The organism is Conexibacter stalactiti (assembly GCF_033542075.1).
GTDB classification, from domain to species: domain Bacteria; phylum Actinomycetota; class Thermoleophilia; order Solirubrobacterales; family Solirubrobacteraceae; genus Conexibacter; species Conexibacter stalactiti.
The window spans coordinates 1-18,918 of sequence record NZ_JAWSTH010000117.1; the positions used below are offsets into that span (position 1 = coordinate 1).

Here is an 18,918-nt window from a genome sequence, read left to right on the forward strand (position 1 = left end):
GGCGCCGGCGGGCGCGGCGCCGGCGGGCGCGGTGCCGGCGGACACGGCGCTAGCGAGCGCGGCGGGCGCGTCGACGTCGCGCACGTTCACCTGACCGCGCGGCAGCGCGTAGGCGAGCACGTGCTCGCGCGGCGGGCCGGGGCGCCAGGCCGGCGTCACCGCGGCTCCGTGCCGCTCCAGCAAGCGGTCGCCGCTGCCGTCGCCGGCGACGATCCGCAGCTCTCGGCCGCTGCGATACGCGACGCGGTAGCCGTCGCCACGCGACCAGGCGATGCGGCTGATCGCCGGCCGCGAGAGCATCCAGTGCGTCATCCCGCGATCGTCGCGGGCGAACATCGCGTCGCCGCGGTTGAGCAGCACGTAGTTGCCCTTCGCCGACCACGTCGCCTCGGTGAACTCGCCGAGCGGGACCGTTTCGAGGTCGTGCTCGACGATCCAGCTGCCGTTGAGACCGCTGATCAGCAGCCGCCCCGGCGCCGGCAGCGTCGCCGTCGGGCGGCTCGGAGGCGGGTCGAGCGCGCGCTCGATCCAGCTGCCGACGCGCGCGCCGGCGGGGCTCAGCGCAAGCGTGCCAAGCAGCGCGATCAGGGCGGTCGCCAGCACGGCGCCGACGGCCATGCGCCGGGGTCGGCGCGGTCGCGCCAGCGGCTCGCGAGCGGCATGCGCCGAGCGCACCGCCTCGTGCGCGCGTGCGCTCGCGGCAGGGTCGGCCGGAGCGGCCTCGCGCATGCGCCGCACGAGGTCGGGGTCGAGCGGCGCGCGCTGTCCCTTCATCCCCGCTCCTCCTCCAGCGCCCGTCGCAGCGCGTCGAGGCCGCGTCGCAAGCGTGAGTTGACGGTGCCGCGCGGCAGCTCCAGCGCCCGCGCGATCTCGCCGGGCGTCCACTCGAGCAGGTGACGCAGCACGACGACGGCGCGCTGCTCCGGGGCGAGCGCGGCGAGGGCGCTGAGCAGCTCCTCGGAGCAGTTGCGGGCGAGCGGCGCTACGGCGCCGTCGTCGCGCGGTTCCGGCGCCGAGACCTCCTGGCGACGGCCGCGCGAGCGCGTCCAGTCGATCGCGCGGTTCGCCGCGATCTTCATCAGCCACGGCGCGAACGGGCGGCGGCGGTCGAACCGCTCCAGTCGCCGCACCGCCGCGACGAACGCCTCCTGCGCGACGTCCTCGGCGGCCGCATGGTCGTGGACGATCAGCAGCGCGACGCGGTAGGCGGCCGGCCAGTGGCGCTGGAACAGCGCGTCGAGCGCCGCCTGCTCACCGGCGAGCGCGCCGGCGACGAGCGCGCCGTCGGAGCGCTCGCGCCCGCGCGCCTCGCGCGGCGGCACGAGCGTCGACGCGAGCGCGGCGGTGGCTGTCGTCGTCGGCGCCATCCACCGACACTACGCCGGCGGACCGCCCAGAGGTCCGCCTTTCTGTGCGAAGCGTCAGCCGACCGCCGCGTAGGCGGTCTCCCCGTCGGGGTCAGCGTCGGCCGCCGGCTGCTTTCGCAGCGTCGCGTACGCGAACACGGCGGCGAGCAGCAGCAGCGCCGCGGCGACCCAGTAGGCGGTCGAGACGGCAGTGGTGACCGCCTCGCGCAGCTCGTGGACGATCGTCTCCGGCACCCTCCCGGCGGCCGCGGCGCCGCTGCCCCCGCCGTCGGAGTTGAGCGCCGCCTCCAGCTGGTGCGCCTGCGCCGACGGGATCTGGTTGCGCGCGATCACGTCCTCGACCTGCGACAGCTGGACGTTGGCGACGATCGTGCCCATCAGCGCGATCCCGAGCGTCGCGCCGACCTGGCGCACCGTCTGGATCACGCCCGACGCCTGACCGCGCAGCAGCACCGGCGCGGCGTTCATCGCGTCGGTGTTGGCCGGGCTCATCGCGAGCCCGAGGCCGACCCCCATCAGCACGTAGCCGGGCGCCATCCAGGCGTAGCTCAGCTCTCTCATCCAGAGCGCGTTCCACATCAATGCGACCGCGACGCAGGCGGCGCCGGCGGCGACCGGCAGACGCGGGCCGATGCGGTCGTAGACGACCCCGATGCGGGGCGCGATCACCAGCAGTGGGATCGTCATCGGCAGCAGCGAGAGGCCGGCCTCGATCGCGCCGAAGCCGAGCACGTCCTGGACCCAGATCGCGCCGAAGACCGAGACGCCGGTGATCGCGAACTGGATCGCCGCCAGCACGACGTTGTCGCCACGGAAGTTGCGGCCGGCGAACAGCCGCAGCTGCACGAGCGGCTCACGCTGACGCAGCTCCCACGCGATCGTCGCCGGGATCAGCACGGCCGCTGCGACCAGCAGGCCGATCACCGCCGTCGAACCCCACCCCCACGCGCGCGACTGCATCAACGCGAGCACGAGCGCGCCGATGCCGAAGACGATCAGCGGCGCGCCGACCCAGTCGACTCTGCCACCCTGCGGTCTGTCGGGGCGCATCGTCACCTGCGCCAGCGCCAGCATCGCGATCCCGACCGGCAGGTTGACGAAGAAGACGGCCCGCCACGAGACGCCCTGCACGAGCAGTCCGCCGATCAGCGGGCCGAGCGCGAGGAAGATCATCGAGACGCCCGCGTAGACGCCCATCGCCCGGCCGCGCTCGCCGGGCCCGAAGCTGTTGATCACGATCGCCCCGGAGGCCGGCGTCATCATCGCCGCGCCGGTGCCCTGAAGCGCACGCGCGACGATGATCCACGTCTCCGACTGGGCGAAGCCGCATGCCGCCGAGGAGGCGACGAACAGCAGCGCGCCGATGCGGAAGATCCTGACGTTGCCGAGGATGTCGCCGGCGCGGCCGCCGAGCGCGACGAAGACGGCGATCGCGAGCAGGTACGCGTTGACGACCCACTGCACGCCGGTCGGCGTCAGGTCGAGGTCGCGCTGCATCGTCGGCAGCGCGACGGAGACGACGGTCTGGTCGATCAGCATCATCGACAGCGACCCGGTCATCGTGATGAGGATCCACCAGCGGCGGTTCTCCTCGGTGATCTTCAGCTTGCCCATCTCGCCTCTCCGGTTTGCCCTGCCGCCGCCCTGCCCGCGATGCTGTGCGCCGCATGCACACCAGATCCGGACAAGAGGCCGCCTATCGCTATGGCGCCGTGCTCGCGCTGTCGATCGTCGCCGTCGTCTTCTTCATCGTCGCGCCCGAGCGTCCTTTGAGCCGGGCGATCGGTTTGCTGCTGATGACCTCGATGCTGCTGACCGTCGTCGCGACCGGCCGTGGCGGCGTCGTCATCCGGCGGATGGTCGCGGGCGGCGCCGCGCTGGTCGCGATCGGCGTGGCGCTGGCGATCGCGCTGCACGGGCTGGCCGCGTGGATCGGCTCCGCGGTCGGGGTCGTGCTGATCGGCGGCACGCTCGTCGAGCTGGTCATCGGGCTCGCGCGCATGCTGCGCACGCAGGGCGTCACGATCAGGGCGGTCTCCGGCGCGCTCGCCGTCTACCTGCTGTTCGGGCTGCTGATCGCGCTGCTGGTGAACGTCGGCGCACGGGTCGACAGCGGCACCTTCTTCGCGCAGGGGACCGACGGCACCCAGAGCCAGCACGTCTACTTCGCCTTCACGACGATGACGACGACCGGCTACGGCGACCTCACGCCGGCGACCGCCTACGGTCGCGCGCTCTCGGTGATCGCGATGCTCGTCGGGCAGATCTACCTCGTGACGGTGATCGCGATGCTCGTCGGCAACCTGCGTCGCCGCAGAACCGACTGAGCATCGCGGACCGGTCGCGGCCTACGCCTCCTCGGCGAAGGTCTCGCGCAGCTTCGCCTCGTCCTCGCCGGAGAGGTTCGTGTAGAGCAGCTCGGCGTTGGAGAGGTCGAACTCGGCCTCGACCTTGTCGAGCACGGCGTCCGAGGTCAGCAGGAACAGCGCCGAGGTCCCCGGCGTGATTCTGTCGCGCGCCTGCGCGATGAATCTGTCGTCGATGCCGACGTCGGTCAGCGAGCCGGCGAGCGCGCCGGCCGCCGCGCCGACCGCGAGGCCGAGCAGCGGGATGAAGAAGATCAGGCCGAACAGCAGGCCCCAGAAGGCACCGCCGAGCGCACCGGCGCCGGCGAGGTTGTGGAGCTGACGGGTCTTCGGCTTCTTCTTGCCTTCCTCCCAGCTCACGATCGCGGCGTCATGGACCTTGATCAGGCCCTGCGACTGCAACGACTCCAGCTTCCCGACTGCCTGCTCAGCCCCTTGCGGGTCGTTGATCTTCCAGACCGTGAGCGTCGCCATAGTGTGGTCCTTTCTTGGTGGATGGACCGAACCTACGCACCTGTTCGCGGCAGGTCAACGGCGGTTCGCGAGACGGCCACATTCGCGCAGCTTCAGGGCTGTGATCGTGCACGCGCCCGAGTAGGGTTGGCCGGTGAGCACGGAGTCGCCCCGCTGGAGCCGTCTCGATCCCGACGTTCGCCGCGGCGAGATCGTCGACGCGGCCAGACGGCTGTTCTCGACCCGCCCCTTCCAGGTCGTCTCGATCACGGCGATCGCCGAGGAGGCCGGCGTCTCGCGCGCGCTCGTGACGCACTACTTCGGCGGCAAGCGCGACCTCTTCATGGCCGTGCTGCAGCAGCTCGGCGAGGCCGGCAGCATGGTGCCGCGCACCGACCTCGGCCTGCCGATCGACGAGACCGTCGCGCGCAACGTCGACGCCTGGCTCGGCTTCATGGAGGAGAACCGCCAGATCTCCTACGCGGTCGCCTCGATCGCCGCGCTCGACCGCGAGCCGGAGGTCGCGCAGCTGGTCGACGACGTGCGCGACGCGATCGTCGATCGCATGCTGACGAACCACTTCGGCACGACCGAGGTCCCCGGCCACGTCCGCTTCGTGCTGCGCGCCTACACCGGGCTCGTGCAGGTCGCGGTCTCGGACTGGCTCGGCGGTGACCGCGCGACGCGCGCGCAGGTGCACGCGCTGATGACGCGCGGCCTGCTGGCGCTCGTGCGCGAGGTCGTGCCGGCCGTCGGCGAGACGAGCGCCGACGGCGCGGCGCCGGCCGGCGAGCGCTAGCTCGTCAGCCCGATCGCCTCGAGGTCGAGCGGGTGGACCCACGACTCGGCCAGCATCCGCCCGCCGAGGCCCTGGAGTCTCTCGCGCAGCGGGATCGCCCAGCGGTGCTCCAGCAGCGCGATCGCCGCGGCGCTGCCCGGCGGGATCGCGTCGGCGACGTACCAGACGTCCTCCTCGGCGGCCTCGATCTGCTCGGCGTGGCTCGGCTGACCGCTGTCGGCCTCGGCCTGCAGCCCGGTCAGCGTCGCGAGCACGCTGCCCAGCTCGCCGTCGGCGTCGTCGATCGCGCTCAGCTCCAGCACCTGCACGGTGCCGTCGTGCGCCTTGCGCACGGCGAGCACGTCGACGAGCCGCACGATGTCGTGCTCGGCGAGGCGCTGCAGTTCAGCCAGCACCTCGCCTCTCGGCTCGCCGCCGTCGAAGCCGAAGACGACCAGCTGCATCGGTCCCAATGTCATTCCCAGCCCCTCTCAGGCGCCTTGCAGGACTTTGGCCTTGGCGGCGTCGAACTCCGCCTGCGTCAGCGCACCGGCGTCGAGCAGCCCCTTCAGCTCGCCGAGCTTGGCGACGAGATCGCCGCCGGCGGGCGCGGCCGTCGGCGCCGTGACGGGCGCCGGCGCGGGCGGCGGGGCCGGCTGCTGCACGGCCTGCTGCTGCTCCAGCTCGGCGATCCGCTGCTCCTGGTCTGCCTCGCGGTAGTTCGAGCGCTGCGCGCGCTTGCCGGCCATGTAGCCGGCACCGCCCATCATCGCGGCGCGCATCAGCGGTCGCCGGCGGGGAACGAACATGCCACTCTCCAAGTCGTGAAATTGGCGATGCGCAAATTATCCCTTGCCAAACGCCCACTTCACAACCGCGCTATCGAAATTCGGCAGCACTCCGGATAGCGTTGCGCTCATGCCGCTGATCAGCCGCATCCTCCTGGCGCTCGCCGCCATCCTGACCGTCGTCGCGCTGCTGGGCACGTGGGCCGACCGCCAGCTGCTCAACACCGACGACTGGACGTCGACCAGCACCGCGCTGCTGCGAGAGGAGTCGATCCGCGACCCGGTCGCGGACGCGATCGCGGCGTCGGTCGCCGACGGCTCGCGCGCGACCGCGGTGCTGGAGGAGGTGCTGCCGCCGCGGCTGCAGCCGCTCGCCCCGCAGGCCGGCGCGCTCGTGCGGGAGGCGGCGCAGCGCGCGACCGAGCGGCTGCTCGACGCCCCGCGCGTGCAGAGACTGTGGGTCGAGGCGAACCGCATCACGCACGAGCAGCTCGTCGACCTCGTCGACGGCGGCGGGACCGTGGTCGCCGGCCGCGGCGTCGTGCTCGACCTGCGGCCGCTGGCGACCGCGATCGCGCAGGAGGCGGGCTTCAGCGGCGAGCGCATCGAGCAGCTCCCGCCGAGCGGGCGGATCGTGATCCTGAAGCCCGATCAGCTGAAGACGCTGCGCACCGCCGGCGACCTGCTGAAGCTCGTCGGTTGGCTGCCGTGGGTGCTCGCGCTCGCGCTCTACGCGCTGGCGATCTGGCTCGCGCGCGGCGCCCGCCGCCGCGCGCTGCTGAGCAGCGGCGTGCTGCTGCTGGCGGCCGGGCTGGTCGTGCTGCTCGTGCGGCGCGTCGCCGGGCACGCGCTGGTCGACGCGGTCGCCGCCGACGGGCCGTACGTGCCGACGGCGGAAGCCGTCTGGCGGATCGCGACGACGCTGCTCGCCGAGCTGGCGATCGTCGTGGTCGTCGTCGGCCTGTTCGCCGCGTTCGGCGCCTGGCTGGCCGGGCCGGGGCCGCGCGCGAGCTGGCTGCGCGGCCACGTCGCACCGGCACTGGCGGCGACGCCCGGCGCCGTGCTCGGCGGCGCGGCGCTGATCTACCTCGTGCTGATCACGTGGGGGCCGCTGGAGGTGCTGCGGCGGCCGCTGCCGATCGTGATCTTCGGCGTGCTGCTGCTCGTCGGCGTGTGGCTGCTGCGAACGCAGATCGTCAGGGAGCGGGCCGCGGAGCCCGCGGAGCCGGGCGCCACGTGAGCGACCTGCCGAAGGACCCGTTCGCCTGGCTCAGCCGGCCGATCGCCGGCCACACGCTGCCGGTGCGGGCGATCGAGCTGCTGCGCGCCTGCGTCGACCGCGTCGTGCACATCCAGTTCGTCGACCGCGCGATCGCGCTCGGCTCGCTCGCCTTCACCGCGCTCGTGCCGCTGCTGGTGATCATCGGCGCCTACGCGCCCGGCGCCGACGGGATCGCCGACTCGCTGATCGACCGCTTCGAGCTGGACGGCGCGACGGCCGAGCTGGTCGAGCAGGTCTTCGCGCCGGCCTCGGGCTCGACCGAGGGCGCGATCTCGGTCTTCGGCGTGCTGCTGCTGTTCGGCTCGGCGCTGTCGTTCACGCGTGGGCTGCAGCGGCTCTACGAGCTGTCGTGGCGGCTGCAGCCGCGCGGCTGGTTCGGCACCGTCGCGGGCCTCAAGTGGCTCGGCATCATCGTCGTCTGGTTCACGCTCTTCGGCAGCGTGCGCACCTGGCTGCTCGACCAGACCGGCCCGCTGATCTCGCTGATCATCGCGCTCGGCTTCGGCGCGCTCCTGTGGCTCTTCACGCCGTACATCCTGCTCGCTGGTCGCGTGTCGTGGCGGCAGCTGCTGCCGACCGCGCTGCTGACCTCGATCGGGATGACCGCGCTGTCGATCGGCTCGGTCATCTACATGCCGGGCGCGATCGCCGAGTCGGCCGATCGCTACGGCTCGATCGGGATCGCGATCGCGATCGTCTCGTGGCTCGTCGGGATCGGCTTCGTGCTCGTCTGCTGCGGCGCCGTCGGCGCGGTGCTCGGCGGCGAGACCGACAAGCCACCGGAGCAGGCGCCTACGCCGGCTGAGGCAGCTCCAGCAGCGACACCACCGCGCCGACCGGATCGTTGACGACGACGATGCGGCCGGCCGGCGTGTCGAACGGCGCGATCGAGACGAGCCCACCCAGCTCGGGCGTGCGCTCGGCGGCCTCGTCGGCGTCCTCGACAGCGAAGTAGGTCATCCAGTGCGGCGGCAGGTCCGACGGCCAGATGTCGCCGTCCATCGGCATCATGCCGCCGATCGAGGTCTGCGGATCGCCGGTGTCGCCGCCCGGCAGATGCCACGTGAAGTAGCGCCCGCCGTCCAGCTCCAGCTGCCCGGTGCGCCAGCCGAAGAGCGCGCCGTAGAAGCCCTGCGAGCCCTCGACGTCGCGCGTCGTCAGCTCGTTCCAGGCAAGCGCTCCCGGCTCGTTGACGAGCCCCGCGCCGATGTGTCTGGCCGCCTGCCAGACCGAGAAGACGGCGCCGGAGGGATCCTGGAGGACCGCCATCCGGCCGCTGTCGAAGACGTCGAACGGCCCCGCGAGCACGTTGCCGCCGGCCTCGCTCGCGGTCGCCGCCGCCGCGTCGGCGTCGTCGACGGCGACGTAGGTGTTCCACGCGGGCGGCGCGCCCTCCAGCGGCTGCGAGCTGAGCGCGGCGACGTCGCGGCCGCGCAGACGGGCCATGAAGTAGCGGCCGGGAGCCTCGGGCGGCATCACGTCCTCGGTCTCCCACGCCAGCAGGCCGCTGTAGAACTCGGCCGCCGCCCGCGGGTTCTCCGACGCATGGTCGACCCAGCACGGCACCCCGTGCTCGTAGTGGTCCCGTTCGCTCATGCTCGCCTCTCCTGCCGGGGATCGTTCGTGGCGCCTCCTGCGCACCCTAAACCCGAGCGATGGGTGCGGGGAACCACAGATGACCCCGCGGGCGCCATCATCTGTGGCAGATTGAGCGGGTGATCCGTCTCGCCGACCCCGCCCGCGACGCCGCCGCCTGCGCCGCGATCTACGCCCCCTACGTGACCGACTCGGTCGCCTCCTTCGAAGAGGTCCCGCCCGACGCGAGCGCGTTCGCCGCGCAGATCGAGCAGCTCGGGCGCAGCCACGGCTTCCTCGTCTGCGAGCGCGACGGCCGCGTCGCCGGCTACGCCTACGCCGGCCCCCACCGCGTGCGCGCCGCCTACCGCTGGGCCGCCGACGTGTCGGTCTACGTGCACGCCGACTTCCACCGCAGCGGCGTCGGCCGCGAGCTGTACACGGAGTTGTTCACGCGCCTGCGGGCGCAGGGGATCCGCGTGCTCGGCGCCGGCATCACGCTGCCCAACGCCGGCAGCGTCGGCCTGCACGAGTCGTTCGGCTTCGAGCCGGTCGGCGTCTGGAGAGCGATCGGCTGGAAGGCCGGCGCCTGGCGCGACGTCGGCTGGTGGCGGCTGCAGCTCGCGCCGCAGGACGAGGCCGACGGCGCGGCGCCGACCGAGCCGGCGCCACCGGCCGCCTGACGCTACGGCGTGATGACGGCGCGCCCGACGAGCGCGCCGGCGCGCATCTTCTCGTAGGCCGTCATCGCCTGTTCGAGCGGGAACGTCTCGACATCCGCTCTGAGCCGGCCGGCGGCGGCCAGCGCCAGCACCTCGCGCAGCTCGACCGCGCTGCCCCAGTACGGGCCGGTGAAGGTCGCGTCGAACGGGACCGTGCCGTTGCCGACCGGCACCGTGCCGCCGGCGATCCCGACGACCGAGACGTGGCCGCCGCTGCGCACGACCGCCGCCGCCAGCTCGACGGTCGGCTGCGCGCCGACGAGGTCGACGACCAGCTCGGCGCCGATCCCGCCCGTCAGCTCGCGGATCCGCGCCGCCGTCTCAGGGCCCGACAGCAGTGCCTCCTCAGCGCCGAGTCTGCGCGCGTGGTCGAGCTTCTGCTCGGAGGTGTCGACGGCGACGATCCGCGCCGGGCTCAGCTCGCCGACGATCTGGACGGCCATGTGGCCGAGCCCGCCGACGCCGATCACGACCGCGGTCGAGCCCGGGACCAGCAGCGGCAGCGCCGCCTTGATCGCGTGGTAGGGCGTCAGCCCCGCGTCGGTCAGCGGCGCGGCGGCGATCGGGTCGAGATCCCCGAGCGGGACCAGCAGACGCTGGTCGGGGACCAGCTCGTAGTCGGCCATCCCGCCGTCGAAGCCGAGCCCGCCGCCCATCCCGCCCAGCTCTCCGGTCCGCTCGCAGAGGTTCTCGGCCGACAGCCGGCAGGGACGGCAGCGGCCGCAGCCCCACGGCCCGTAGACGGCGACCGGGTCACCGATCTCCCAACCGCTGACGCCGGCGCCGAGCGCCGCGATCGTGCCGGTGTTCTCGTGGCCGAGCGTGAACGGCGGCGCGATCGCCGGGGGCGCCTGCTCTGCCGACCAGTCCATCAGGTGGATGTCGGAGTGGCAGGCGCCGGCGCCGGCGATCTTCAGCAGGACCTCGCCGGGGCCGGGCTCCGGTGTCGGCAGCTCGACGAGCGACGGCGGCTCGCCCCAGGCGTTCAGACGGAGTGCGCGCATGGGGTTCGTCTCCCCCCGGGGCGGCGCGCGCCAAACGAGCGTCAGCGCGTGCCGGTGCTGAAGTGCGCGTTCGGCTCGGCGCCGGCGTATCTGATCGCCTCGCGGTCGAGGTCGACGACCGCGCAGTAGGCGCTGTCGGCGTCGCGCAGCGACGGGACGCAGACGCGGTAGACGCTGCCGTCGACGATCGGGACGACGTCGGCCAGCTCGACGTGGCGGCGGAACTGGTCGGCGCGCCGATCGTCCCGCGCGCCGATCCAGGCGCGTCCGCGCTCCAGCGCGTCCGCCTGCGCCGCGTGGTTGCGCTCCAGCTCCTCGCGGTGGACGAGCCCCGCGCCCAGCAGCCCGGCCGCCAACAGCAGCACCAGCACGACGCCGACGCGGTCACGCGCGACGAAGCCGGGCAGGTCCGGCCGCGCCGTGCGCACGACCAGGCCGCCGATCGGCGCCAGCGCCGCGACCGCGACGAGGTTGAGGAAGGCGGCCAGCAGCAGGCCGCCGACGAGGTCCGGCCCCTCGCCCGCTATCGGCAGCCGCGTCAGCAGCAGGCCGTCGACGACGACGAGCACGGCGACGAGCGGCGCCAGCCACGCGCCGCGCAGACGCCAGCGCAGGCGGGAGGACCACACGCGCTCCATCGGATCAGCGTACGCGTCGGCCGGCGCGCGGGCAGCGGGCCCGCGCCGGTCGCTCAGTCGGCGTCGGGGTCGAGCGGGACGAAGCGGCCCGCGTCGACGTCGTAGACGACGACCTCGCCGGTTCTGATGTCGTAGACCCAGCCGTGGATCGCGAAGTCGGGCTCCTGCAGCCGCCGCGCGATGAACGGCAGCGTGCGCAGGTGCTCGAGCTGCACGAGCACGTGCTCCGCGACGGCGACCGGCATCAGTCTGTCTCTGCTGAGATGCGCGTAGCGCTCTCTCACGATCCGCCCGGTCTCCTGCGAGCTGAGCAGCCAGCGCTCCAAGGTCGGCAGGCCGGCGAGCGTGTGCGGGTTGAGGATCGCCTCGACGGCGCCGCAGTGCGTGTGGCCGCAGACGACGACGTCACGCACGCCGAGCACCTCGACGGCGAACTCCAGCGACGCCGCCTCGCCGGGCGCGTCGCCGCCGCTGGCCGGCACGATGTTGCCGGCGTTGCGGACGAGGAAGATGTCGCCGGGCGCGGCCTGCGTGAACATCTCCGGCAGCACGCGCGAATCGGAGCAGCAGACGAGCGCGATCTGCGGTCTCTGCCCTTCGACGGCGAGCCGCTCCATCAGCGTCCGCTGGCTGCGGAAGCCCTCGCGCTGGAAGTCGTGGATACCGGCGAGCAGGTTTCTCATCGAGGCTGGATGCTAGGCGCTCGCGTCCCGCAACGACCTCGGTCGGCGAGATGTCCGATACGTGACGTTCCGACGAACGCGACCTCACCCACCCGGTCGGGGGGTCCGCGGAGGAGTAGCCTCAAGGGCGATGTGTCCCCTGTGGTCGTGCTTGGTCGGAGATCCCGGAAGAGCACGTAGAGGGTCGGACGGAGATCCCGCTCCGGTTCACGAATCGAAAGGGTGAGGCAGGATGGCGACGCAGACCGCGCGACCGGCAGCAGCGGCCGAAGAGGTTCCTGACGTACCGGTCCACCTGACCCGCGCAGACCGGGTCGAGCTGCTCCGCACGATGTTGCTGATGCGCGGCATCGAGCAGCGTGCGATGAACCTCTACCGCCAGGGCAGAGTCCCCGGTTCCTTCTACGACGGATACGGCCAGGAGGCGGTGTCGACCGGCGCCACCTTCGCGATGGCGGCCGAGGACCGCATCTGCGCGCTCCATCGCGATCTCGCCGCTCACGTCGTGCGCGGCACCGAGCCGGAGCGAATACTCGCGCAGTACATGGGCCGCGCGACCGGCATCACGAGAGGCCGCGACGGCAACGTCCACTTCGGCGACAAGGAGCGCGGCCTCGTCGGGATGGTCTCGATGCTGCCCGACATGATGCTCGTCGCGACCGGCATGGCGATGGCGTTCAAGCTGCGCGGGGAGGCGCGCGCCGCGCTGACCTTCTTCGGCGACGGCTCGACCTCCCGCGGCGACTTCCACGAGGCGCTCAACTGGGCGGCCGTGCAACGCCTGCCCGTGATCTTCGTGCTGGAGAACAACCAGTACGCCTACTCGACGCCGACCGCGCTCCAGTTCGCCGTCGACCCGGTCGAGCGGGCGAGGGCGTACGGGATGGCCGGCGAGACGGTCGACGGCAACGACCCCGAAGCGATGTTCGAGGCGACGCGCGCGGCGCGCGAGCGGGCGGTCGCCGGCGGCGGCCCGACGTTGATCGAGGCGGTCACGATGCGGATGCACGGCCACGCCGCCCACGACGACATGCGCTACGTGCCGCCGGAGCAGCTCGCCGCCTGGCGCGAGCGCGACCCGATCGACCTGCAGGAGCGGCGGCTGTCCGCGCTGACGGAGCCGTTCGACGCGGCCGCGCTGCGCGCCGAGGTGCAGGCGGAGATCGACGCCGCGACCGAGCGCGCGCTGGCCGCGCCGATGCCCTCGCCGGAGACAGCGCTGGAAGGGATCTTTGCCGACGAGGCCGTCCCGCTCGGCGACGGCCGCGCGCCGTGGAGCGGGTTCGCGGCCGCGGACGCGACGGCGCTCGCGCAGGAGGCGTGAGATGGCCGAACTGACATATCTGCAGGCGATCTCCGACGGGCTGCGCGAGGAGATGCGAGCCGACGAGCGCGTCTTCCTGATGGGCGAGGACATCGGCACCTTCGGCGGCGCGTTCAAGGTCACCGACGGCTTCATCGACGAGTTCGGCGCGACGCGCGTGATGGACACGCCGCTGGCCGAGTCGGGGATCGTCGGCACCGCCGTCGGCGCCGCCGTCGTCGGGATGCGGCCGGTCTGCGAGATGCAGTTCTCCGACTTCGTCGCCTGCGGCTTTGACCAGCTCGTCAACGTCGCGGGCAAGATGCACTACCGCCAGGGGCTCGCGGTCCCGATCACGGTGCGGCTGCCGAGCGGCGGCGGCTTCTCCGGCGGCCCCTTCCACTCGCAGAACCCGGAGGCCTGGTTCATGCACGCGCCTGGCCTGAAGGTGGTCGCGCCGAGCACGCCGGAGGACGCGAAGGGCCTCCTGATCAAGGGGATCCGCGACCCCAACCCGGTCATCTACCTGGAGCACAAGAACCTCTACCGGCGCATCAGAGGCGAGGTGCCCGAGGGCGTCTACGAGACCGACTTCAGCGCGCGCGTCGCGCGCGCTGGCGACGAGCTGGTCGTGATCGCGTACGGCGCGATGGTCCACACGGCGCTTGCGGCGACGACGCCCGAGCAGCTCGACGGCGCCTCGGTCGAGGTGCTCGACCTGCGCTCGCTCGTGCCGTTGGACGAGGAGGCGATCCTCGCGTCGGTGCGCAAGTGCTCGAAGGTCGTCGTGCTCGACGAGGCCAACGCCACCTGCGCCGCCGGCGCCCAGGTCGCGGCGCTGATCGCCGAGAAGGGCTTCGAGGACCTCGACGGGCCGGTCGTGCGCGTCGCCACGCCGGACGTGCCGATCCCCTTCTCGCCGCCGTTGGAGCAGGCCGTGCTGCCCGGCGTCGACCGCGTGAAGGAGGCGTGTCGTGACCTCCTCGCGTACTGAGCCGGCGACGCTCGTCGACGTCGCGATGCCGCAGATGGGCGTCTCGGTCGCCGAGGGCACCGTCGTCGAGTGGAAGCTGTCGGTCGGCGACCCGGTCGTCGCCGAGGAGACGATCTGCGAGATCACGACCGACAAGATCGACACCGAGCTGCCGGCGCCCGCCAGCGGCGTGCTGCACGAGATCGTCGTGCAGGTCGGCGAGACGGTCGAGGTCGGGACGGTGATGGCGCGGATCGCGACCGGTGAGGCGGCCGTAGCGCCGGCCCCACCGGCCAACGGCGAACGCCACTACTCGCCCGTCGTCAGCCGCATCGCGGCCGAGCACAAGATCGACCTCGCGCAGGTCGTCGGGACCGGCCGCGACGGCCGCGTCCGCAAGCAGGACGTGCTGGCCGCGATCAGAGATGCGCCAGCAGCGGAAGCGCCGCTGCACATCGAGTCTCCCTACATACCCGAGGAGACTCCGGACGACGGCGCCACCCTCTCGCGCATGCGCAGGCAGATCGGCGCGCACATGAAGCGCTCGCTGGAGACGGCCGCCACCTGCACGACCTGGATGGAGGTCGACATGGGCCGCGTCGAGGCGGCCCGCAAGCAGGCGCGGATAGGCGACCTGATCGGCATCACCGCGCTGCCGATCGTCGCGCGCGCGACCGTCGAGACGCTGCTCGACTTCCCGGCGCTGAACGCGACGCTCGACGGCGAGCGCTACGAGCAGCACAGACGGATCCACCTCGGGATCGCCGTCAGCCTCGGCCGCGAGGGCGGCCTGATCGTGCCGGTCGTGCGCGACGCGCAGGAGCTGTCGGCCGAGGGCCTCGCCGCGCGCATCAGGGATCTGGCCCAGCGCGCCCGCGCCAACCGCCTCCAGCCCGACGAGGTCCACGGCGGCACCTTCACGATCACCAACCCCGGTCAGCACGGCGCGATCATGGCGACGCCGGTGATCAACCAGCCGCAGGTCGCGATCCTCGATCTGGAGGCGATCGTCAAGCGCCCTATCGTTGTCACCGACGATGACGGCAACGACATGATCTCGATCCGCCCGCAGACGATCCTCGGCCTCTCGTGGGACCACCGCGCGCTCGACGGCGTGCAGGCCGCACAGTTCCTCGCCGCGATCAGACGCCGGCTCGAACGCTGGGAGCATTGATGGGCCACAGACCGGTCAAGGAGACGGCGTGGGTCGTCAGACTCGGCGCCGTCCCCTACGCGCAGGCGCTGGAGCTGCAGGAGCAGCTGCGCGTCAAGCGCCAGGAGGGCGAGCTGCCCGACGTGCTGCTGCTGCTGGAGCACCCGCCCGTCTACACGCGCGGGCGCCGCTCCAGAGACGCCGACGAACTCGCCTTCAGACCCGAGTGGTACGCCGAGCAGGGGATCGAGATCGTCACCGTCCCGCGCGGAGGGCTGCTGACCTACCACGGTCCCGGCCAGCTGGTCGGCTATCCGATCGTGCGGATCAAGGACGTCGTCTCACACGTGCAGGCGCTCGAGGACGTGCTCGTCGCCGCGCTCGCCGACGAGGGGATCGCCGCCCACTCGCGGCCCGAGGACGGCCCGGCGTACATGGGCGTGTGGGTCGACGGAGAGCGCAAGCTCGCCTCCGTCGGCGTCCACGTCGCCCACCACGTCTCGACGCACGGCTTCGCCGCCAACGTCGACAACGACATGCGGCCATGGGAGTGGGTGACCGCCTGCGGCCTGCCCGGCGTGCGGATGACGTCGATCGCCGACGAGCGCGGCGAGACGGCGCTGACGCGCCCGCCGGCGAACGAGCCGCTCGCGTTGGAGCGGCCGCCGTCGGAGACGCTGGAGCGCTTCTCCGGCCACGTCGTCAGACGGTTCGCCGAGCGCTTCGAGCGCAAGCTCTCCGAGGTGCCGTTCGAGGCGCTCGGGGTCGAGCTGACCGATCCCGACGAGCCGGTCGCGGTCGCCGGCCCGATATCGTGAGGACGAGATGAGCGTCACGGAGCCTCGCAAGCATCAGACCCGTTCGCGCGCGAACCCCGGCGGGATGGACGTGCTGAAGGTGCTCGGGCCCGACGTGCGCCCGTTCCGCGAGCGCAAGCCGTCGTGGTTCAAGGTGCCGCCGCCGGGCGGTCCCAAGCACCGCGAGCTGACGAGAATGATCAAGGCGGAGAACCTCAACACCGTGTGTGTCGAGGCGGCCTGCCCGAACGTCGGCGAGTGCTGGGAGCGCGGCACCGCGACGTTCATGATCCTCGGCGACACCTGCACCCGCCGCTGCGGCTTCTGCAACGTCAACACCGGCAAGCCGACCTGGAACGATCCGCTCGAGCCGGCCCGCGTCGCGCGCTCGGTCGCGAAGATGGGGCTGCGCCACGCCGTCATCACCTCCGTCGACCGCGACGACCTGCCCGACTACGGCGCCTCCGCCTTCGTCGGCACGATCCGCTCGATCCGCATGCAGGCGCCGCAGTGCAAGGTCGAGGTGCTGACGCCCGACTTCCGCGGCCAGGAGATGCCGCTGGCGAAGGTGATCGCCGAGCGCCCCGACGTCTTCAACCACAACTGCGAGGTCGTGCCGCGGCTGTACCCGGTCGCGCGCCGCGGCTCGGAGTTCCTGCGCTCGGCGCGCGTGCTGAAGAACGCGAAGCTGATGGGCGGCGACGAGGTGACGACGAAGTCCGGCCTGATGGTCGGCCTCGGCGAGACGCACGAGGAGATGGTCGAGACCTTCGCGATCCTGCGCGAGCACCACGTGCAGGTGCTGACGGTCGGCCAGTACCTGCGCCCGACCGAGCGCCACCTGCCGGTCGTGCGCTACTGGCATCCGGACGAGTTCAAGGCGCTGGAGGAGGCCGCGTACGCGCTCGGCTTCGACCACATCGCGGCCGGTCCGCTCGTGCGCTCCTCGTACCACGCCGACCAGCACGTCCCGCAGGAACTGCCCGGCACCGGGCCGCTCGCCGCGTAGTAGCCTGCCGACGGCGGCACGGCTGCCGCCCATCTCGACGGAAGTTCCCACGAGCGCTGCGCATCTGAGCGCGACCTCGTGGAACTTCCAATGCGAGGCACTCGCACGTTTCCTCTCCGCGACAACCTCCCGACCGATCGTCTCCCGATCGTCACGATCCTGCTGATCGTGGCGAACGTCTTCGTGTACTTCTTCCTCCAGCACGGCGGGATCACGAGCGGGCCGCGCGACAAGGAGGTCGTCGACTTCGGCGCGATCCCCTACCAGGTGACGCATCCCTCGGAGCAGTGCGGGACGAGCGCGCTGCTGGAGGGCGGCGCGCAGCTGGAGACCGGCGGCGCCGTCGTCTGCGAGGGCGAGCAGGTCGAGCTGCAGGGCGGCGGCAGCGCGACGGTGCGGGAGGTCGACGACGACGGCCGCGGCAACGTCTGGCTGACGCTCGTCACCTCGATGTTCCTGCACGGCGGGATCCTCCACCTGCTCGGCAACATGCTGTTCCTGTGGATCTTCGGCGGCAACGTCGAGGACTCGATGTCGCGCTGGCGGTACGTGCTCTTCTACCTGCTCGGCGGGTTGGCGGCGATCGGCCTGCAGGTGCTCGTCGAGCCGAACTCGACGGTGCCGACGGTCGGCGCCTCAGGCGCGATCGCGGCGGTGCTCGGCGGCTACATCCTGATGTATCCGCGCGCCCGCGTCGTGACCGTCGTCTTCATCGTGCTGCTGTTCACGCTCGTCGAGCTGCCGGCCTGGCTGATGCTGGGGATCTGGTTCGCCGAGCAGGCGCTCGTCGGCGCCTTCTCGCTCGGTGACGTCGCCGGCGAGGGCGGCGGCGTCGCATACTTCGCGCACGTCGGCGGCTTCGCCTTCGGCCTGCTTGCGATCAAGCTGTTCGCGCAACGGCGCAAGCAGGTCCCACCCCGGGTCGGAGAGGTGCAGTCGGCGTGAACGCCAGAAACGTCATCCTCGGAGTGTCGCTGCTGCTGATAGCGGCGCTCGCGTTCTTCACGGTGCGCGACCTGATCGTCAACGGCATCACGTTGATGGGCCTGGTGTCGCTGCCGATCGTCGTGATCCTCGGCGTCGGGGTGATCGGAGCGATGGCGCAACCGCCGCGACGGAGATAGCTGCAGGTTGGCTGCGCCCGGTGGCGCGCGGGCGCGGTTGACAACCTAATGGCCTTAGGTATTATCCTAAGTACATTAGTTTTCTCTCGCAGGAGCTCCCATGCGCGCCACCGCAGTCACCGACCAGATCACGCAGCTGACCCGCTTCGGCCTGATGAACGCCTACCTCGTGCGTGAGCAGGACGGCTTCACGCTCGTCGACACGATGGCCTCGGGCAGCGCCGGCGCGCTGGTCCAGGCGGCCGCCGACGCCGGCGCGCCGATCCGGCGGATCGTGCTGACGCACGGCCACAGCGACCACGCCGGTTCGCTCGACGCGCTGCGCGAGCAGCTCGGCGCCTCGGTGGAGGTGCTCGCGCCGGCCCGTGACTGGCGGATCGTGAACGGCGACAGAGCGCTCGACCCCGGCGAGGGGACGCGCAAGCTCAGAGGCGGCTGGCCGAAGGTCGACACCCGCCCCGACACGCTGCTGGCGCCGGGCGACCGCATCGGCAGCCTCGAGGTCGTCGCCGCGCCCGGCCACACGCCCGGCCAGGTCGCGCTGCTCGACACGCGCGACCGCGCGCTGATCAGCGGCGACGCCTTCTCGACCGTCGCCGGCGTGACCGTCGCGGGCACGATCAACTGGCGCTTTCCGCTCGTCGCGCTCGCGACCTGGGATCCGGCGCGGGCGCTGGAGAGCGCACGGGCGCTGCGCGCGCTCGAGCCGAGCGCGCTGGCGCCCGGCCACGGCCGCGTCGTGCCGGCGCCGGCCGCCGCGATCGACGCCGCGATCGCGAAGGCGGCGCGTTCGTCGAGGGGCGTGGGCGCGGCCCGCGTCGCGGCCTGATGGCGCGCGCCGGCCTCACCCCTGGTGCCGTCGTCGACGCGGCCGCCGCGCTCGCCGTCGCCGGCGGCCTCGGC

General features: G+C 72.4%; 22 protein-coding genes and 1 pseudogene. 13 read left to right on the forward strand and 10 right to left on the reverse strand.

The window, feature by feature from the left end; all coding sequences use genetic code 11:
- The 3 genes and pseudogenes from R7226_RS27145 to R7226_RS27155 all read right to left on the reverse strand — a co-directional run.
- Nucleotides 1-774, reverse strand: a pseudogene (locus R7226_RS27145) (hypothetical protein); the annotation flags it as partial.
- Nucleotides 771-1,367: an RNA polymerase sigma factor gene (locus R7226_RS27150; RefSeq protein WP_318600528.1), complete on the reverse strand. Its 597-nt coding sequence runs from the start codon at nucleotides 1,365-1,367 to the stop codon at nucleotides 771-773. The pseudogene R7226_RS27145 and the gene R7226_RS27150, both read right to left, overlap by 4 nt.
- 54 nt (nucleotides 1,368-1,421) lie before the next feature.
- The gene (locus R7226_RS27155) at nucleotides 1,422-2,981 is read right to left on the reverse strand and encodes a DHA2 family efflux MFS transporter permease subunit (RefSeq protein WP_318600529.1); all 1,560 of its coding nucleotides are present in this window, start codon (nucleotides 2,979-2,981) and stop codon (nucleotides 1,422-1,424) included.
- 53 nt (nucleotides 2,982-3,034) lie between these two features.
- Between R7226_RS27155 and R7226_RS27160 the strand changes: the two genes are divergently transcribed.
- Complete coding sequence (locus R7226_RS27160; protein ID WP_318600530.1) at nucleotides 3,035-3,694, forward strand: potassium channel family protein; 660 nt, start codon at nucleotides 3,035-3,037, stop codon at nucleotides 3,692-3,694.
- A 21-nt stretch (nucleotides 3,695-3,715) separates the two neighbouring features.
- Here the strand turns inward: R7226_RS27160 and R7226_RS27165 are convergent, their stop codons facing one another.
- A complete protein-coding gene (locus tag R7226_RS27165) occupies nucleotides 3,716-4,207 on the reverse strand; it encodes a DUF1269 domain-containing protein (RefSeq protein ID WP_318600531.1) in 492 nt (163 codons plus the stop codon).
- 133 nt (nucleotides 4,208-4,340) lie between these two features.
- On the opposite strand from R7226_RS27165, the gene R7226_RS27170 reads away from it, so the two are divergent.
- Entirely contained in the window at nucleotides 4,341-4,985 is a 645-nt protein-coding gene (locus R7226_RS27170) for a TetR/AcrR family transcriptional regulator (RefSeq protein ID WP_318600532.1), read from the forward strand.
- On the opposite strand, the gene R7226_RS27175 is transcribed toward R7226_RS27170, so the two are convergent.
- Nucleotides 4,982-5,443 (reverse strand): DUF6325 family protein, encoded by a 462-nt coding sequence (locus R7226_RS27175; protein ID WP_318600533.1) that lies wholly within the window; start codon nucleotides 5,441-5,443, stop codon nucleotides 4,982-4,984. The two genes, R7226_RS27170 and R7226_RS27175, sit on opposite strands and share 4 nt — an antisense overlap.
- 12 nt (nucleotides 5,444-5,455) lie before the next feature.
- Nucleotides 5,456-5,773, reverse strand: coding sequence for an SHOCT domain-containing protein (locus tag R7226_RS27180; protein WP_318600534.1), 318 nt, complete (start codon nucleotides 5,771-5,773; stop codon nucleotides 5,456-5,458).
- Between the two features lie 109 nt (nucleotides 5,774-5,882).
- Here R7226_RS27180 and R7226_RS27185 point away from each other — a divergent pair, with 109 nt between their 5' ends.
- Nucleotides 5,883-6,992 carry a hypothetical protein gene (locus R7226_RS27185; protein ID WP_318600535.1) on the forward strand — a complete coding sequence of 370 codons (1,110 nt, stop codon included), beginning with the start codon at nucleotides 5,883-5,885 and terminating at the stop codon, nucleotides 6,990-6,992.
- Nucleotides 6,989-7,882 (forward strand): YhjD/YihY/BrkB family envelope integrity protein, encoded by an 894-nt coding sequence (locus R7226_RS27190; protein ID WP_318600536.1) that lies wholly within the window; start codon nucleotides 6,989-6,991, stop codon nucleotides 7,880-7,882. The genes R7226_RS27185 and R7226_RS27190 overlap by 4 nt, the downstream gene beginning before the upstream one ends.
- Here the strand turns inward: R7226_RS27190 and R7226_RS27195 are convergent.
- Nucleotides 7,827-8,630 carry a VOC family protein gene (locus R7226_RS27195; protein ID WP_318600537.1) on the reverse strand — a complete coding sequence of 268 codons (804 nt, stop codon included), beginning with the start codon at nucleotides 8,628-8,630 and terminating at the stop codon, nucleotides 7,827-7,829. The two genes, R7226_RS27190 and R7226_RS27195, sit on opposite strands and share 56 nt — an antisense overlap.
- A gap of 119 nt (nucleotides 8,631-8,749) precedes the next feature.
- On the opposite strand from R7226_RS27195, the gene R7226_RS27200 reads away from it, so the two are divergent.
- On the forward strand, nucleotides 8,750-9,292 hold the full coding sequence (locus R7226_RS27200) for a GNAT family N-acetyltransferase (protein ID WP_318600538.1): 543 nt from the start codon (nucleotides 8,750-8,752) through the stop codon (nucleotides 9,290-9,292).
- A gap of 2 nt (nucleotides 9,293-9,294) precedes the next feature.
- Here R7226_RS27200 and R7226_RS27205 read toward each other — a convergent pair whose 3' ends face one another.
- Genes R7226_RS27205 through R7226_RS27215 form a run of 3 tightly spaced genes read right to left on the reverse strand, consistent with a single transcriptional unit; the run spans nucleotide 9,295 to nucleotide 11,656 of the window.
- Entirely contained in the window at nucleotides 9,295-10,335 is a 1,041-nt protein-coding gene (locus R7226_RS27205) for an NAD(P)-dependent alcohol dehydrogenase (protein ID WP_318600539.1), read from the reverse strand.
- 41 nt (nucleotides 10,336-10,376) lie between these two features.
- On the reverse strand, nucleotides 10,377-10,973 hold the full coding sequence (locus R7226_RS27210) for a hypothetical protein (RefSeq protein WP_318600540.1): 597 nt from the start codon (nucleotides 10,971-10,973) through the stop codon (nucleotides 10,377-10,379).
- A gap of 53 nt (nucleotides 10,974-11,026) precedes the next feature.
- Nucleotides 11,027-11,656, reverse strand: coding sequence for a carbonic anhydrase (locus R7226_RS27215; protein ID WP_318600541.1), 630 nt, complete (start codon nucleotides 11,654-11,656; stop codon nucleotides 11,027-11,029).
- Nucleotides 11,657-11,888: 232 nt separating this feature from the next.
- Here R7226_RS27215 and R7226_RS27220 point away from each other — a divergent pair, with 232 nt between their 5' ends.
- From R7226_RS27220 to R7226_RS27255, 8 genes are all read left to right on the forward strand, one after another.
- The gene (locus R7226_RS27220) at nucleotides 11,889-12,980 is read left to right on the forward strand and encodes a thiamine pyrophosphate-dependent dehydrogenase E1 component subunit alpha (RefSeq protein ID WP_318600542.1); all 1,092 of its coding nucleotides are present in this window, start codon (nucleotides 11,889-11,891) and stop codon (nucleotides 12,978-12,980) included.
- Nucleotide 12,981: 1 nt separating this feature from the next.
- The gene (locus R7226_RS27225; RefSeq protein WP_318600543.1) at nucleotides 12,982-13,953 is read left to right on the forward strand and encodes an alpha-ketoacid dehydrogenase subunit beta; all 972 of its coding nucleotides are present in this window, start codon (nucleotides 12,982-12,984) and stop codon (nucleotides 13,951-13,953) included.
- A complete protein-coding gene (locus R7226_RS27230) occupies nucleotides 13,934-15,106 on the forward strand; it encodes a dihydrolipoamide acetyltransferase family protein (protein ID WP_318600544.1) in 1,173 nt (390 codons plus the stop codon). Before R7226_RS27225 ends, R7226_RS27230 begins: the two co-directional genes overlap by 20 nt.
- Nucleotides 15,106-15,903: a lipoyl(octanoyl) transferase LipB gene (gene lipB / locus R7226_RS27235; RefSeq protein WP_318600545.1), complete on the forward strand. Its 798-nt coding sequence runs from the start codon at nucleotides 15,106-15,108 to the stop codon at nucleotides 15,901-15,903. The genes R7226_RS27230 and lipB overlap by 1 nt, the downstream gene beginning before the upstream one ends.
- A 7-nt stretch (nucleotides 15,904-15,910) precedes the next feature.
- Entirely contained in the window at nucleotides 15,911-16,891 is a 981-nt protein-coding gene (lipA, locus tag R7226_RS27240) for a lipoyl synthase (protein ID WP_318600546.1), read from the forward strand.
- A gap of 90 nt (nucleotides 16,892-16,981) precedes the next feature.
- A complete protein-coding gene (locus tag R7226_RS27245) occupies nucleotides 16,982-17,836 on the forward strand; it encodes a rhomboid family intramembrane serine protease (RefSeq protein ID WP_318600547.1) in 855 nt (284 codons plus the stop codon).
- Entirely contained in the window at nucleotides 17,833-18,015 is a 183-nt protein-coding gene (locus R7226_RS27250) for a hypothetical protein (protein ID WP_318600548.1), read from the forward strand. Before R7226_RS27245 ends, R7226_RS27250 begins: the two co-directional genes overlap by 4 nt.
- Nucleotides 18,016-18,115: 100 nt before the next feature.
- Entirely contained in the window at nucleotides 18,116-18,844 is a 729-nt protein-coding gene (locus R7226_RS27255; protein ID WP_318600549.1) for an MBL fold metallo-hydrolase, read from the forward strand.
- Nucleotides 18,845-18,918: the final 74 nt, after the last annotated feature.